This is a genomic window from Nonomuraea indica (assembly GCF_002850745.1).
GTDB classification, from domain to species: domain Bacteria; phylum Actinomycetota; class Actinomycetes; order Streptosporangiales; family Streptosporangiaceae; genus Nonomuraea; species Nonomuraea indica.
On sequence record NZ_KZ559468.1, the window covers coordinates 672,092 to 685,759 of the forward strand.

Annotated in this window: 15 protein-coding genes; 4 read left to right on the forward strand and 11 right to left on the reverse strand. The window is 73.2% G+C overall.

What is annotated here, in order from left to right; all coding sequences use genetic code 11:
* Positions 1-64: 64 nt before the first annotated feature.
* The gene (locus CXR44_RS10805; protein WP_101785068.1) at positions 65-352 is read right to left on the reverse strand and encodes a hypothetical protein; all 288 of its coding nucleotides are present in this window, start codon (positions 350-352) and stop codon (positions 65-67) included.
* Between the two features lie 140 nt (positions 353-492).
* Between CXR44_RS10805 and CXR44_RS41655 the strand changes: the two genes are divergently transcribed.
* Positions 493-624, forward strand: coding sequence for a hypothetical protein (locus CXR44_RS41655; RefSeq protein WP_281260261.1), 132 nt, complete (start codon positions 493-495; stop codon positions 622-624).
* Here CXR44_RS41655 and CXR44_RS10810 read toward each other — a convergent pair.
* The 7 genes from CXR44_RS10810 to CXR44_RS10840 form a co-directional block, all read right to left on the reverse strand.
* On the reverse strand, positions 609-2,072 hold the full coding sequence (locus CXR44_RS10810) for a hypothetical protein (protein ID WP_101785070.1): 1,464 nt from the start codon (positions 2,070-2,072) through the stop codon (positions 609-611). The two genes, CXR44_RS41655 and CXR44_RS10810, sit on opposite strands and share 16 nt — an antisense overlap.
* Before the next feature lie 126 nt (positions 2,073-2,198).
* A complete protein-coding gene (locus tag CXR44_RS10815; protein WP_101785072.1) occupies positions 2,199-2,969 on the reverse strand; it encodes a chitosanase in 771 nt (256 codons plus the stop codon).
* Positions 2,970-3,052: 83 nt separating this feature from the next.
* The gene (locus CXR44_RS10820; RefSeq protein ID WP_101785074.1) at positions 3,053-3,691 is read right to left on the reverse strand and encodes an FMN reductase; all 639 of its coding nucleotides are present in this window, start codon (positions 3,689-3,691) and stop codon (positions 3,053-3,055) included.
* A 59-nt stretch (positions 3,692-3,750) separates the two neighbouring features.
* Complete coding sequence (locus tag CXR44_RS10825) at positions 3,751-4,830, reverse strand: LLM class flavin-dependent oxidoreductase (protein ID WP_101785076.1); 1,080 nt, start codon at positions 4,828-4,830, stop codon at positions 3,751-3,753.
* A gap of 186 nt (positions 4,831-5,016) precedes the next feature.
* A complete protein-coding gene (locus CXR44_RS10830; protein ID WP_101785078.1) occupies positions 5,017-5,691 on the reverse strand; it encodes an NAD-dependent epimerase/dehydratase family protein in 675 nt (224 codons plus the stop codon).
* A 63-nt stretch (positions 5,692-5,754) separates the two neighbouring features.
* Complete coding sequence (locus CXR44_RS10835; protein WP_101785079.1) at positions 5,755-6,735, reverse strand: D-alanyl-D-alanine carboxypeptidase family protein; 981 nt, start codon at positions 6,733-6,735, stop codon at positions 5,755-5,757.
* A 123-nt stretch (positions 6,736-6,858) separates the two neighbouring features.
* Positions 6,859-8,346, reverse strand: coding sequence for a PhoX family protein (locus CXR44_RS10840; protein WP_219601732.1), 1,488 nt, complete (start codon positions 8,344-8,346; stop codon positions 6,859-6,861).
* Positions 8,347-8,511: 165 nt separating this feature from the next.
* On the opposite strand from CXR44_RS10840, the gene CXR44_RS10845 reads away from it, so the two are divergent.
* Genes CXR44_RS10845 through CXR44_RS39345 form a run of 3 tightly spaced genes read left to right on the forward strand, consistent with a single transcriptional unit; the run spans position 8,512 to position 10,924 of the window.
* Complete coding sequence (locus CXR44_RS10845; protein ID WP_101785083.1) at positions 8,512-8,832, forward strand: ABC transporter permease family protein; 321 nt, start codon at positions 8,512-8,514, stop codon at positions 8,830-8,832.
* The gene (locus CXR44_RS10850; protein ID WP_101785085.1) at positions 8,829-10,778 is read left to right on the forward strand and encodes a beta-galactosidase; all 1,950 of its coding nucleotides are present in this window, start codon (positions 8,829-8,831) and stop codon (positions 10,776-10,778) included. Before CXR44_RS10845 ends, CXR44_RS10850 begins: the two co-directional genes overlap by 4 nt.
* On the forward strand, positions 10,775-10,924 hold the full coding sequence (locus CXR44_RS39345; protein WP_180903304.1) for a hypothetical protein: 150 nt from the start codon (positions 10,775-10,777) through the stop codon (positions 10,922-10,924). The genes CXR44_RS10850 and CXR44_RS39345 overlap by 4 nt, the downstream gene beginning before the upstream one ends.
* A gap of 212 nt (positions 10,925-11,136) precedes the next feature.
* Here CXR44_RS39345 and CXR44_RS10855 read toward each other — a convergent pair whose 3' ends face one another.
* The 3 genes from CXR44_RS10855 to CXR44_RS10865 all read right to left on the reverse strand — a co-directional run bounded on the left by CXR44_RS10855 (position 11,137) and on the right by CXR44_RS10865 (position 13,396).
* Positions 11,137-12,249, reverse strand: coding sequence for a serine hydrolase domain-containing protein (locus tag CXR44_RS10855; RefSeq protein ID WP_101785087.1), 1,113 nt, complete (start codon positions 12,247-12,249; stop codon positions 11,137-11,139).
* Between the two features lie 425 nt (positions 12,250-12,674).
* On the reverse strand, positions 12,675-13,163 hold the full coding sequence (locus CXR44_RS10860; RefSeq protein WP_101785089.1) for a Clp protease N-terminal domain-containing protein: 489 nt from the start codon (positions 13,161-13,163) through the stop codon (positions 12,675-12,677).
* Positions 13,160-13,396 carry a hypothetical protein gene (locus CXR44_RS10865; protein WP_101785091.1) on the reverse strand — a complete coding sequence of 79 codons (237 nt, stop codon included), beginning with the start codon at positions 13,394-13,396 and terminating at the stop codon, positions 13,160-13,162. Before CXR44_RS10865 ends, CXR44_RS10860 begins: the two co-directional genes overlap by 4 nt.
* Between the last annotated feature and the right edge of the window lie 272 nt (positions 13,397-13,668).

Sequence of the window (13,668 nt, forward strand, 5' to 3'; positions counted from 1 at the left end):
TCCGGCAAGTCCGCAGCGGCGTGATCGACCGAAGGACCGACCGGCGACATTTCCTCGGGGCACGTCATGCCAAGAGGGTCAGCGCGCACGAAGCCAGGCGAGGCCTCCTGCATGGCTTCGCCCTGGAAACCGCGCTGCGCTGACCGGTCGTGCGGGTCGCGCGCGCCCAGGCGGCGTGGGGGAACAGGCCGACGTCCGGGGCTCCGGGCCGGAAGTCGTACCGGACGACGGGCGGCGGGTGGCGGAGCTTCGGCCCCTCGGGTGTGGAGATCGCGTTGACGACGGTGCCCCAGCCCTGCCGGGAGGTCAGGTAGCCCTCGGCGGTGAGCTGGTGGTAGGCCGCGACGACCACATCGCGGGTGATCTGGAGATCGGAGGTGAGTGCCCGGGACGACCGTCGGCCGGAGCGACCCCGCCGTGATCGTCGACGTACGGTACCGACCCACCTCAACGGCGAAGACCCCCACCCGGACAGAGCCGGGCAGCTGAGCGATGGGGAAGGTCACAGCCGACGCAGTCGTGCCGATCGAGCGCGACCTGCCCGAGCGGCGACCGGTCAGGCAGGGCGTGACGACCGTGGGGCCGGGCGACGGCGGCGGGCCGTGCCGTCAGCGCGGCAGGTAGGCGGACCATCGTCCAGGACGGACGCCCTGCAGCGGCCGCCGCTCCCAGGCCAGCAGGAACGGCGCCGGAACCGCGCGGCCGCTGTCCACGGCGACCACCTGCTTCCCCGCGGCCTCGGCGGCGCGCACCGCGGCGGGCACGTCGTTCAGCCCCGCCCAGTTCAGCACGGTGTGCCCGTCGCAGCCCATCCGGTAGGCGATCATCACCGCGTGCTCGCCGTACACCAGGCAGGGAGGGTGGACGCGTAGGTCCCGCAGTTCCCGGGCGACCCGCACGTGGGCCTCCCGCTTGGCCAGCCGGGGCGCGACGACCTTGTCCAGCGTGACGCCCTGCAGGGTGAGGTGCGCGAGGAAGCCCGCGGCGGCCAGGCAGGCGCCGGCCCGGCGCCGCGCCGTCCCCCTCGCGCCCTCCAGCAGCGCGAGCGCGCCGTGCGCGATCGGGAACGCCAGCAGCGCGTACGTGGGGAGCAGGAAGCGGGGGGCCGCGTACCCGACCAGGAAGACGTACGGCACGGCCGACGACACGCCCGCCACGGCCGGCATGAGGGCTTCGGCGAGGCGGCCACGGTGCCGGGCCGCGTACAGCCCGAGCAGGACGAGCACCGGGATCGCGCTCCACCACAGCACCCAGGACGGCATGGCGGGGCCGCAGTGCGCGGGAGGCCGGCACAGCAGCGGGCCGTTCAGCGCCCGCGCGTGCTCGTACAGCGAGAAGTGCAGCCCGGTCTCGTTGGCTGCGCCGGCGGCCTGCCAGCGCGCGAGCGGCCCGCCGAACCGCACGTACGCCTCGACGACCCAGTCCGCCCATCCGGCGGCGAGACCGGCGACCAGCGCGACCGCCACCCGGGGCCGTCGCCCGCCCGGCCGGACGAGCGCCAGCCCCAGCGGGAGGACGAGCCAGAGGCTGTCGGGCGGCCGCACCAGGGCGACCGCGGCCACGCACAGCGCCAGCCCGATCACGCAGCCGCGCCCGGCGTCCGGCCGCAGGCAGCGCAGGAAGAACCCGACGGCGCCCACCGCCCCGAACGCCACCCACATGTTGGGCATCGCCTCGCTGCCGTAGAACAACGCCAGCCACAGCGAGGCGAACAGCAGCGCGGCCACGGGCGCCACGGCTCCCGGGCGCAGCCGCAGCCAGGTCGCGAACGACGCGTAGAGCGCCAGGGCCGACAGCAGGCACAGGTAGACGCGCAGCGCCTCCGTCGAGGACGTCACCAGCACCACCGGCGCGACGATCAGCGTGATCCCGCGGGCGCGAGGCGCGATGAACTCGACCGCGGGCACCCGGGGATCGACCTGGCTGACGTAGACCACCTCGTCCCACCCCAGCCCCATGCCGGGGCCGGCCGCGACCAGCTGGACGGTTCCGTAGCAGACGGCCACGAGCGCCAGCAGGGCCCGCCAGGGGTCGGCTCGCAGCCACGAGTGCGTCGACGCGCTTGGTCTCATGGCGCCTTTCCTAGCGCCGGCGCCCTCGCGGACGCGGCCGCGACGAGGAGACTTGCCGTAAGGGATGCGCAGTCATGACGTTGCATCGGTGCGCCCGGGCGGCGCGCGCCCGGCCGGGGCGGCCGGCTACCGCTTGATGGTGTAGCTGTCGCCGTACACCTTCCAGGTCAGCGGCGGGTCGAGGTCGAGGTTGCCCTTCCTGAGGAAGACCCGCTGCGCGGTGTCCACGCGGCTGGTGTCCTCGTGCGCCTCCTCGGCCTTCATGGCCGCCTTGCGGGCGTCGAGGAAGGCGTTGAGGTACGTGGTCTCGTTCCCGCCCTGCGCCGGGGTCTTCGCCCTGGCCAGGGCCGACTTGCGGATGCCGCCGAAGCTGAGCCGGTCGCCGCCCGGGCCGTGCATGACCAGGGCGTCGTAGTAGGCGAACTGGCCGAGCGCCCGCAGCCCGTCCTTCTTGGCCTGCTCGACCGCGGGGTCGAAGTAGACGCGGTCGCGCTCGTCGTTCTGCGCCCGCTGGAAGGCGGGGTCCTTGGCGGCCTGCTTCCAGTCCCGGGTGAAATGCGGGTCCAGGCCCTTGTGGGAGGCCGTGCCGTTGACGCGGCGCAGCGCGGGGAGGTACTTGGCCAGCACGTTGCCGGGCCGGCGCGCGGTGTAGAGCTCGACGAGGGCGAGCATGTCGCCCGTGCCGGAGCAGAACCCGATGATGCCCGCCGTGTACCCGCGGCCGTCCTTGATGTCCTCGATGTAGCCGTACTGCGCCTTCCAGTCGAGCGAGGAGTTCTCGGCGCTGGACACCAGTCGCATGGCGATGTCCTTCTTGTGCGGGTCGGTGAGATCCACGGGCGCCTGTCCCGTTAAGGACAGCACGAGGGCGAGGGACGTGAGGGCCGTCGGCGACATGGAGGCTCCGTTCGTTAGGAAACTTTCCTAACGAACGGTACTCTCCTCGACGGGTGCCGGGGGGCGAATCCGGCGAAACCCGCTCACGGCCGCAGCGCGGCCAGCTGCTCCTCGAACGGGACGACCGCCTCCACATCATCGCCGGGCCCGGCGGGCCGGCGGCGCGTGGCGGCCTGACCCGTCATGAGACCGGCCAGCTCGGCGCCCGCCCGCCCCACCCGCTCGGCGAGCCCCTCGGTGAACGCGTCGCCGCCGCCGCCCCAGTCCTCCGACGCCGCGTACACGGCCGTCGGCACCACCACGGCCCGCAGGTAGGCGAACAGCGGGCGCATGGCGTGCTCCAGCACCAGCGAATGCCGGGCCGTGCCGCCGGTCGCCGCCACCAGCACGGGCACGCCGGCCAGCGCGTCCGGGTCGAGGACGTCCACGAACGACTTGAACAGGCCGCTGTAGGAGGCGGTGAACACCGGGGTGACGGCGACGAGGCCGTCGGCGCCGGTGACCGCGTCGACCGCCTCACGCAGCCTCGTGTTGGGGAACCCGGTCACCAGGGCGTTGGCGATGTCGCCGGCGAGGTCGCGCAGCTCGATCACCCGCGCCTCGACGGGTGCGCCGGCGGCCGGCTCCTCCAGGCGGGCGCGGGTGGCCTGGACGAGGCGGTCGGCGAGCAGGCGGGTGGAGGACGGCTGGCTGAGCCCCGCCGACACGGCGACGAGCTTCATGGACGATCTCCTCTTCGGTCTCGGACTGTCGGTCTCGGGGTGTGGTCCCAGGTTCGCGGTCACGCCGCGGAAGGCTCCGACGTGCGGGCCGCGTGCGTGGGGGCGTCCGGCACGCCGGCGGGACGGTTCTTGGCGAACTCGCGGCGCAGCACGGGCACGACCTCCTCCCCCAGGATGTCGAGCTGCTCCAGCACCGTCTTCAGCGGCAGCCCGGCGTGGTCCATGAGGAACAGCTGGCGCTGGTAGTCGCCGAAGTGCTCGCGAAAGGTGAGCGTCCGGTCGATCACCTGCTGCGGGCTGCCGACCGTGAGCGGCGTCTCGGCCATGAAGTCCTCCAGCGAGGGACCGTGGCCGTACACGGGGGCGTTGTCGAAGTACGGGCGGAACTCGCGGACGGCGTCCTGGGAGTTCTTGCGCATGAACACCTGGCCGCCGAGGCCCACGATGGCCTGCTCGGGAGTGCCGTGCCCGTAGTGCGCGTACCGCTGCCGGTAGAGGGTGATGAGGCGGATGAAGTGCTCCTTGGGCCAGAAGATGTTGTTGGCGAAGAACCCGTCACCGTAGTAGGCGGCCTGCTCCGCGATCTCCGGGCTGCGGATGGAGCCGTGCCAGACGAACGGCGGCACCCCGTCCAGCGGGCGCGGCGTGGCGGTGAAGCCCTGCAGCGGCGTGCGGAAGCGGCCCTCCCAGTCGACGACGTCCTCGCGCCACAGCTTGTGCAGCAGCGCGTAGTTCTCGATGGCCAGCGGGATGCCCTGCCGGATGTCCTGCCCGAACCACGGGTAGACCGGCCCGGTGTTCCCCCGGCCCAGGATGAGGTCCACCCGGCCGTCGGCCAGGTGCTGCAGCATGGCGTAGTCCTCGGCGATCTTGACCGGGTCGTTGGTCGTGATCAGCGTGGTGGCCGTGGACAGGATGAGCCGCTCGGTCCGGGCGGCGATGTAGCCGAGCATGGTGGTGGGGGAGGAGGGGACGAACGGCGGGTTGTGGTGCTCGCCGGTCGCGAACACGTCGAGCCCGACCTCCTCGGCCTTGAGCGCGATCGTCACCATGGCCTTGATGCGCTCGCGCTCGCTGGGGGTCCGGCCCGTCGTGGGGTCGGTAGTCACATCCCCGACGCTGAAGATTCCGAACTGCATCTTTGGTCACCATCCTTGACTATTGAAAGTTGAACATCCACTCCAGCGTTGATCGCCCCTCCTTTATTCCACAAAGCGGTCGCGGCCGGTGGCCCGGCGCCCTTCCCGTGCCGAACGCGGGGCGTGAGCGGTCGCCCGGAGCGCGGTACGGGGCGTCAGCGGTCGCCCGGAGCGCGGTACGGGGCGTCAGCGGTCGCCAGGCGCCCCCGCGGCGGCGGCGTTGATGGCGGCCGGGCCGAGCACCCGCTCCGGCGCCCCGTGCTCCGCGAGCGCGATCATGGCCCGCCCGATCTGCTCGGTCGTGGTCACCGCCGCCGGGAACAGCCGCCTCAGCACCGGGGAGAACGGCGCCGTCACCACGTACGCCAGCCGGTACCACCTGGTCCGCGACGTGATGCCGTGCAGCGGCTGGATGTAGCCGGGCCGGAACATGTACGCCTCCAGCGGCAGCGCCAGCAGCGCGTTCTCCGTGGCGCCCTTGACCCTGGCCCACATCGCCCGGCCGTGCGCGTCGGTGCCCGCCCCCGAGACGTACACGAACGTGGAGCCGGGGTTCAGCCGGGCCAGCGTGGTGCCCGCCGCCAGCGTGACGTCGTAGGTGATCCGCCGGTAGTCGCGCTCGGCCATCCCGGCCGAGGAGACGCCGAGGCAGAAGAAGCAGGCGTCGTGGCCGGCGAGCTCGCCCTCCAGGGGCGCCAGGTCGAGCAGGTCGGCGTGGGCGAGCTCGCGCAGCTTGGGATGCGGTCGGCCGGTGGGCGACCGGCCGACCGTGAGCACCCGCTCGACGCGGTCGTCGAGCAGGCACTCGCGCAGCACGCCCTGCCCGACCATGCCGGTGGCGCCGAAAATGATCACTCGCATGTCAGGCTCCGTTCCTGGCCCGCATGCTACCCATGATCGGCCGGCGGCTCTCCCCGGGCGGGATCAGACCCCGACGCGCCCGCCCCAGTCCAGGAGCGCGCGGGCGGTGTCGAAGCGGCGGCTGGAGACCGACTCGCCGAGCAGCACGCCCACCAGCAGCCTGCCGTCACGCTCGCCCGCGAAGGCCAGGCTGAACCCGGCGGCGCGGGTGAACCCGGTCTTCAGGCCGACCGCGCCCGGGCTGCCGAGCAGCCTGTTGGTGTTCGACCAGGTGTAGGAGCGGTGCGTGCCCGTCCTGGCGGTCGTGTACCGGCGGGTGCTGGTCACCTGGCGCAGCAGCGGGTCGCGCAGCGCCTGAACGCCGAGCACCGCCTGGTCCCTGGCGGTCGAGTAGCCGTCGCTGCCCGGCATGGGCAGGCCGTCGGCGTTGACGTAGAAGGTGTCGTTCATGCCGAGTTGCTTGGCCGTGGCGTTCATCCTGGCCACGAACCCGGCCACTCCGGGGCCGTAGGTGCGGGCGAGCGCGTGGGCGGCGTCGGCGCCCGAGGGCAGCATGAGCGCGTACAGCATGTCCTTGACCGGGAGCCGGTCGCCGGGGCGCAGGTAGGCGGTGGTGCCGCCGCCCTCCCGGGCGTAGCGCGCGTCCTCGGGCCTGACCTCCACCAGGTCGCCCGGCCGGGCGGACTTGAGCACCAGGTAGGCGGTCATGGTCTTGGTGAGGCTGGCGATCGGCATGCGCCGGTTCTCGGCCTCGCCGAACCGGACGGCGCCGGTCTCGGCGTCGACCAGGATGGCGGCCTTGCCGTACACGGTGGGCGGCTCGGCGGCGGCCCGTGACCCGGCCACGGGCAGGGCGGTCGCGGGCGCGGCGGAGGAGGCGGTGGAGGACGCGGTGGAGGACGCGATGGCCGCGGAGGTGGCCGCGAGGGTGGCCGCGGAGGCGGGCTGTGGCGCCGCGGTCCGGGCATGCGCGGGCGCTGCGAAGCCCGTGAGCAGCGCCAGGGCGCCGGCGCAGAGCAGCAGGGGAGCTTTCCGGTCATGCATGCGCACAGCCTGCCGGAAAATTGATGCCCTGTTGACCGTTTTGGGCGATTTGTCTGGTTTAAGCGTTGCTTCTCGGCCCTCCACCTGGGGTTTCACGAAGGTAAATCTTTGCGACGGCGCGGCTCACAGCGGCCCCCGCCGCCAGGGCCCGCGGATCGCGTACGTCCGGCCGGGCGGGTCGAGCGACGCCGTCGCGCCGAGCTGGTTGACGAACAGGGTGGAGCCGTCCGGGCTGAAACAGGCCCCGGCGAACTCGCTGTCGTCGGCGACGTTCACCGCGAACTCGAACGGCTCGCCCCGGCGAGGGTCGAGCCCGATCAGGCGGTTGACGTTGACCAGGCCCGGCGCCAGCGGATGGGGGTCGGCGTCGGCCGAGCCCGCATCGTCCTCGCACAGGACGATGCCGCCGCGCGGCGTGAACGTGAGGTTGTCCGGCGAGTCGAGCTCCTTGCGCCCCGGCGACTCGTACACCAGCACCAGGGTGCCTCCGTCGCGGCGGCCGGGGACGTAGCGCCAGACCTGCCCGTAGCCCTCCCGGTAGCCGTCCGCGCCGGGCGCGTCGCCGTTCTTGGCGTCGCCGCCGCTGGTGGAGTTGAAGAACACGCCGCCGTCGCCGTACCAGCAGCCCTCCAGACGGTTGAACTTCGCCGCGCCCTTGGCCAGGCCCTGCTGGGCGCAGGTCGGCGCGCCGCCCTCCAGGTCGGGGTCGGGGTCGTCGATCCGCACCCACTCCACCGGCAGTCGCGCCCCCATCGTCTGGCCCTCCCGGCAGTCGTAGCCGTCGACGCCCCTGACCTTGAGCATCTCCAGCACGCCGCCGGCGGACAGGTCACGCGGGTCGCGGGGACGGAACCGGTAGAAGCCGTCGGGCCGGCCCGCGTCGTCCTCGGTCTCGTACACGTAGCCCGTGCGCGGATCGACGGCGACGGCCTCGTGCGAGAAGCGGCCCATCGCGGTGAGCGGCATCGACGCGGCCGGCCTGCCCGGCTCGGGGCCGTCCAGCGGCACCTCGAAGATGTAGCCGTGCTTGCGCTGCCAGCCCTGGGCGGGCCCTGCCGTGGTCTCCTCGCAGGTCAGCCAGCCGCGCCGGTGCAGCATCATGCCGCCCGCGCAGTTGACGATCGTGCCGTTGAGGCTGACGAAGTGCCGCACCACCTCGCCGCTGCGCAAGTCGACCTCCAGCGTGGTGGTGCCGCCGACGCCCAGCTCGTCGTAGCGCGCCGAACCCGGCACGTGCACGCGGCCGGTCGGCGAGCCGGGGCCGGTGCGCACCTCGTGGTTGCGGACGAGCCGGACGGTGTGGCGGCGGGTGCCGGGGAAGGCCGCCATGCCGTCGTGCGCGATGGGCGTCGGCACCCCGTCGGACATGGGGGTGCCGGTGCGGCCGAGCACGGAGTAGGAGAAGCCGGCGGGCAGGGCCAGCAGCTCCTCACCGGTGTTGCGTGACGCGACGCGGCGCAGCGCGCCGTATCCCGCCTCACCCGGACGGGACGGCCTGCGGCCGTCCGCCGCCCAGGCGGCGTGCGCGCCCAGCGTCTGCACGGCCAGGCCGCTCGCCAGGCCGGTCGCCAGAGTGCCGCCGAGGAAGGATCGTCGGTCGAGCGCGGTCATGGGCTGCTCCTCGGGGACGTCCATGGGGATGAACGGGGCTGCCGCCAGCGTAGGCGCGACCCCGGATCGCCAGGAGGCCCAATTGGCGCGTGTCGCGCGCGGGCCCGGTGACCACGTCACGCGCTGACCGCCGGCGCCCGTCCGGCGAGCATCGGCCGGATCGGGGTGCGCCTCGCCCGCGGCCAGGACCACGCCGCCACCCCGGCGCGCTGCCGGAGCCGGCCCGGCTCGACGGGGCGGGCGAGTACCAGATTCCACTTCATCGGCATCTGGAACAATGACTTCCTGCCCCCGGTCATGCTGTCGGACCAACAGCTCTACCCCGTCACGCTCGGCCTGGCGCTGTGGAACTCCCAGACGTTCCGTGACCCGGCCTTCCTCGAGCCGACGGTCACGGGCGCGGCGGTGTCCGCACTCCTCCTCGTCATCAACCGCCCCGGCGTCGCCCGGCGGGCGGGGCACACCGCAGGGAGCGTTAAAGGATGAACTTCCTGAGCGACCGGCTCGGCTTCGGCGCCGACTACAACCCCGAACAGTGGTCACCCGAGGTCTGGCGCGACGACATCCGTCTCATGCGCGAGGCCGGGGTCACCATCGTCACGCTGGGCATCTTCTCCTGGGCCACCGTCGAGCCGGAGCCGGGCCGCCACGACTTCGGCTGGCTCGACGAGGTCATGGACCTGCTCGGCGCGGCCGGCATCGACGTCTCCCTGGCCACCGGCACGGCCTCCCCGCCCTCGTGGCTATCGCGCCGGCACCCCGAGACCCTCCCGGTCAACCGCGACGGCGTGCGCCTTTCGCCCGGCTCGCGCCAGCACTACTGCCCCAGCTCGCCCGTCTACCGCGAGGCCGCCGTCAGCCTGGCCGTCCAGATGGCCAAGCGCTACGGCGCCCACCCGGCGCTCAAGCTGTGGCACGTCGGCAACGAGTACGGCTGCCACGTCCAGGAGTGCTACTGCGACGTCTCCGCCGGCGACTTCCGCGACTGGCTGCGCGAGCGATACGGCGACCTCGACGCGCTCAACGCCGCCTGGTCCACCACGTTCTGGAGCCAGCGCGTCACCGACTGGGCCGACGTGCTGCCGCCGCGCACCGCGCCCACCCTGCGCAACCCCGCCCAGGAGCTCGACTGGCGCCGCTTCAGCTCCGACGCGCTGCTCGCCTGCTACCGCGCCGAACGCGCCGTGCTCCAGGAGCTCACCCCCGACGTGCCCGTCACCACCAACATCATGGGCATGTGGGAGCCGGTCGCCGACTACGCCTCCTGGGCCGCCGACTTCGACATCGTCGCCCTCGACATCTACCCCGAGCCGAAGGACCCCGCCGCCCACATCGACGCCGCCTTCTTCCACGACCAGATGCGCTCGCTCGGCGGCGGCCGGCCCTACATGATGATGGAGACCGCCACCAGCGCCATCAGCTACCGCCCGCCCAACCGTCCCAAGCGCACCGGCCTCAACCGGCTGTGGAGCCACCAGGCGGTGGCGCGCGGCGCCGACGCGGTCATGTACTTCCAGTGGCGGGCCTCGGCCGGCGGGGCGGAGAAGTTCCACTCGGCCGTCGTCTCCCACGGCGGCTCCGACAACCGGATCTTCCGCGAGGCCGCCGCCCTCGGCGCCGAGCTCGCCACCCTGTCCGACGTGGCCGGCGGCCGGGTGCCCGCCGAGGTGGCCGTCGTGCACGACTACGCCAACTGGTGGGCGCTGGAGCTGGACGCCCGGCCCGGCGAGCTGAGGATCCCCGACCGGGTGCGCGCCCACTACGCCCCGCTGTGGCACGCCAACGTCACCGTCGACGTGGTGCCGCCCGAGGCCGACCTTTCTGCGTACAAGCTGGTCGTCGTGCCCAACCTCTACCTGTGCACCGACGCGGCGGCCGACGGGCTGCGGCGCCACGTCGAGGACGGCGGTCACCTGCTCATGTCGTTCTTCAGCGGCATCGCCGACGAGTGCGACCGGATCCGGCTGGGCGGCTACCCGGGCGCCTTCCGCGAGCTGCTCGGGCTGCGGGTGGAGGAGTTCTGGCCGCTCAGCGACGGCGAGCGGGCCGGGCTCAGCTCCGGCGGCAGCGCCGACCTGTGGGCCGACCACATCGTGCCCGAAGGGGCCGAGGTGCTGGCCGCCTACACCGGCGGGCCGCTGGCCGGCCTGCCCGCCGTGACCCGGCACGCCTACGGCGCGGGCACCGCCACCTACCTCGGCACCCGGCCCGACGAGCAGGCCATGCGCGACCTCGTCGCCGACACCCTCCGGCTGGCGGGCGTCGCCCCCGTCGTGGCGGGGCTGCCCGCCGGGGTGGAGGCCGTGCGCCGTGGCTCGCGCCTGTTCCTGCTCAACCACAACGACCACCCCGTCCACGCGGCCGGCGCCGACCTCGCGCCGCTCGACGTCGCCGTCCTGCCGCTCCGCCACGACCCCGGGAAGGGCGCGTGAGCGACCGCATCACCGGCAGGCGCGCCGTCGTGACGGGCGGCGCGCCCGGCGCCGGCGCGGCCACGGCCACCGCCCGACCGCCTGACGTGCCACCGCCTGACCGCCTGGCGTGCCACCGCCTGACCGCCTGGCGTGCCACCGCCTGACCGCCTGGCGTGCCATTGCCTGACCGCCTGGCGTGCCACCGTCCTGGTCGTCGGTCTCGCCCCGCCGTCGCCCGTTGACGACGTCCGGCCCGGCGCAGGACCCGACCCGTCGCCCGGCGGCTGCGTCCCGGCGGGACGGTGCACGGCTCCCGGCCGGGCTCCAGCTCACCTGCCGGCCCGGCAGATGAGCTGGCAAAGGTCAACGGGTCGGGTCAACGGGCGGGGCGCTGGGAGGCGGCCGGGCAGAAGCGGGCCTCGAAGAGCTGGTGGAAGGTCTTCAGGTGGTCGTTCCAGTCGCCGTTCATGTTGCTCACCAGCGTGTGGGCGCCCTTGCGGTCGCCCATCGCGTACGTCACCGAGCCCTGGATGTACCCGCCGCCGCCCCAGAGCGTGACCCCGCACGACAGGTTCTGCGAGTAGACGCCGAGGCCGTACCGGGTGTTCGGGACCCAGTCCGCGCCCTCCGTCGAGACGGTGGTGAACATCTCCTTCTGCAGGGCCGGCGGGAGGAGCCGGCCGCGCAGCAGGGCCCGCAGGAACCGGTGCAGGTCAGAGGTCGTCGACACCATGCCCCCGGCGGCGCCCGCCCAGCTCAGGTCCGCGTCCGTCACGTCGTGGATCTCCGTGGGACGACCGGCCTGGTCGAACTTCGAGTAGTGGCGCGCGTGCGGATCGCGCATCGTGTTGTCGGCGTCCGGCAGGTACGTACCCGTCAGGCGCAGCGGCCGGGCGATGCGGCGGTCGATCTCCTCCGCGAGGGTGGAGCCGGTCGCGCGTTCGACGATCATCCCCGCGAGGGTGTAGTTGACCTTGGAGTAGATGAAGCGCCTGCCGGGCTCCTCCGGGCGCGGGGTCGGCTGCCCGGGGACGGCGTCGGGCAGCCCGCTGGTGTGGTTGAGCAGGCGCCTGATGGTGATCTTGGTGCCGTCCCCGCCGAGATGCTCCTCCACCATGCCGGGCAGCCACTTGGCCACGGTGTCGTCCAGGCTCAGCTTCCCCGCCGCCGCCAGCTGCAGGACCACCGTGCCGGTGAACGCCTTGGTGAAGCTGCCGATGCGGAAGTGCTCCCCCGGCCGGCGCTCGCGGCGGCTCTTCAGGTCGGCCACCCCCGCCGTGCCGAACCACGGCTTCGCGTGACCGTCCCTGAGCTCGGCGACGATGCCGGGGACGCCACCCTCACCCGCGGCCCGGTCGAGCACGCGCTGGAGCGCGGCGTGGCGTGGGGCGCGCTCGGCCGCGGAGGCGGCGGCGGGGCCCGTCATGGCGCTTCCCGCCACGGTGAGGGCGGCGACGAGCAGACCGGCATGGGCACGGAACACGGACATGAATGCCTCCTTGGGCATGACGGAATGGCCGGAGGTCGGCCGGATGGATCCAGGCATGGCTGTGCCTGGACAGAGGGTGGTCGTCTTGGTGGGCGTGGGGACCGGAGAGGAAGCTCCGGCCGGGACGTGTGCTCCCGGCGTCAGGGCACAACGGGCGCACGAAGGAGGTCCCGGCGTCCGGGGTGCAGAGCGGACGCGGGCGGGGGATCCGGCGTCAGTGGGCAGAGCGGGCGCACGCGGGCGAGGCCGGCGTCAAGGGGGCACGGCGGGCACGCGTGGGGGCGCGGCCGGGCTGGTGCGACCGTCTCGCGGACGGTGTCGAAGGCCCACGGGAGACGCGCTCATCGGCGCAGGTGCCGGTCAGCGAAGCGGGAGACGACGCCTCAGGGTGGGCGAAGTGAGGGTACGGGAGGCGGGTGTGCTCGTCAGGCGATGCCGTCGTCGGTGATGGAACTCTGGACCCGGGCCAGCAGCTCGGCGCGGTCGACGCCGGCCAGGGCCAGCGCGCGGGGCACCGTGCCGACCTCGGCCCGCAGGATGCCGAGGAGCACGTGCGCAGGCCTCAGGTCCCTCTTGCGGGATGCCGACGCGAAGCCCCGCTCGATGGCGAGCTTGCCCGTCTCGCCCATCCTGGGCTGATGGCTCGGCGTGACGGTGTTCGGCCGGGGCAGGCCGAACGAGGAAGGGGACACCCCCACCATGCTCAGGCTGTGCTGCGTCTCCGCCTCGAGAGCGGCCCGGACCGCCGGGTAGTCGAGGCCGAAGGAGGCCAGGATGCGCTGCGGCGCGGTGCCCTCCTGCGCCGCGACGGCCAGCAGAAGATGCTGCGCCTCGACCGTGGATGATCCGTGCCTCTGTGCCTCCATGCCTCCCTCGGTGAGGATCGTGTGCAGGTAGGCGTCGAACGGTTTCATGGTGCACGTCTCCTGAGCTTGACGCCGGCGACGATGAGTCGCTTGGCGTGCTTCTTGTGGACCGCCTGGCGGGTCACGCCGAGCGCCTCGGCGACCTGCGGCCAACTCCAGCCCGCGCGCATCGCCTGCTCGACGGCGGCGTCCTCCAGCTGGTCGGCCAGCCGCCGCATGGCCACCACGGCAGCCAGCGCGTCGGCGGGATCCTGGTGGACGGGGATGTCGCTGTCGGACATGTAAGCAACATTAATTGACTAATCCGGCTTAGTCAACACAAGTTGCTTGATGCGAGGGCCCGACTCGGAAGGGAACGCGGCCGGCTTGCAAGGGGGAGTACGCCCCGCCCGAAGGCGGCACGCCGGCCCCGCTCCCCTGCGGCTGGCCTGCGTGCGGCCCCACTCGGGTCTCGACCCGGTCCGGCTCAAGGGGGCCGCCGATGCGTCGTGGGCGAAGCCCCGTCGCCCGCCCCGCCCGCGTCGGGGCGGGAAGGGGGAGCCCCCGGCGGACC

What these genes read in the sequence shown, in the direction of transcription:
- CXR44_RS41655 (WP_281260261.1), top strand. Translation starts at nt 493, where the DNA reads ATGGGGAAGGTCACAGCCGACGCAGTCGTGCCGATCGAGCGCGACCTG.
- CXR44_RS10810 (WP_101785070.1), bottom strand. Translation starts at nt 2,072, where the DNA reads ATGAGACCAAGCGCGTCGACGCACTCGTGGCTGCGAGCCGACCCCTGG.
- CXR44_RS10815 (WP_101785072.1), bottom strand. Translation starts at nt 2,969, where the DNA reads ATGTCGCCGACGGCCCTCACGTCCCTCGCCCTCGTGCTGTCCTTAACG.
- CXR44_RS10820 (WP_101785074.1), bottom strand. Translation starts at nt 3,691, where the DNA reads ATGAAGCTCGTCGCCGTGTCGGCGGGGCTCAGCCAGCCGTCCTCCACC.
- CXR44_RS10825 (WP_101785076.1), bottom strand. Translation starts at nt 4,830, where the DNA reads ATGCAGTTCGGAATCTTCAGCGTCGGGGATGTGACTACCGACCCCACG.
- CXR44_RS10830 (WP_101785078.1), bottom strand. Translation starts at nt 5,691, where the DNA reads ATGCGAGTGATCATTTTCGGCGCCACCGGCATGGTCGGGCAGGGCGTG.
- CXR44_RS10835 (WP_101785079.1), bottom strand. Translation starts at nt 6,735, where the DNA reads ATGCATGACCGGAAAGCTCCCCTGCTGCTCTGCGCCGGCGCCCTGGCG.
- CXR44_RS10840 (WP_219601732.1), bottom strand. Translation starts at nt 8,346, where the DNA reads ATGACCGCGCTCGACCGACGATCCTTCCTCGGCGGCACTCTGGCGACC.
- CXR44_RS10850 (WP_101785085.1), top strand. Translation starts at nt 8,829, where the DNA reads ATGAACTTCCTGAGCGACCGGCTCGGCTTCGGCGCCGACTACAACCCC.
- CXR44_RS10855 (WP_101785087.1), bottom strand. Translation starts at nt 12,249, where the DNA reads ATGTCCGTGTTCCGTGCCCATGCCGGTCTGCTCGTCGCCGCCCTCACC.
- CXR44_RS10860 (WP_101785089.1), bottom strand. Translation starts at nt 13,163, where the DNA reads ATGAAACCGTTCGACGCCTACCTGCACACGATCCTCACCGAGGGAGGC.
- CXR44_RS10865 (WP_101785091.1), bottom strand. Translation starts at nt 13,396, where the DNA reads ATGTCCGACAGCGACATCCCCGTCCACCAGGATCCCGCCGACGCGCTG.